At 44.1% G+C, this 256-nt stretch carries 1 pseudogene; it reads left to right on the plus strand.

Annotated elements, in window-relative coordinates:
• Positions 1-256: pseudogene (locus ACWA1B_RS23080) on the plus strand (glucose-6-phosphate dehydrogenase); the annotation flags it as partial.

Below are 256 nucleotides of genomic sequence, written 5' to 3' on the forward strand. Positions count from 1 at the left end.
TTTTGGAAAAGAAGGTTTAATGCCAAACCGCTTAATTATAAACATTCAGCCAGCAATGGATATAAGACTGCAGTTTATGACTAAAAAGCCAGGGCTTTCCTTATCGCTCAAACCAGCTGAGATGGTCTTCGACTACTTCTCATGCTCGGCCAAATCGCCGGAAGCTTATGAAACGCTGATACTTGATGCGCTGCTTGGAGACCCTACTTTATTTATGCGCTCAGATCAGGTCGAAGAAGCTTGGGACGTAGTGACA

This window comes from Flavobacterium xizangense (assembly GCF_054075145.1).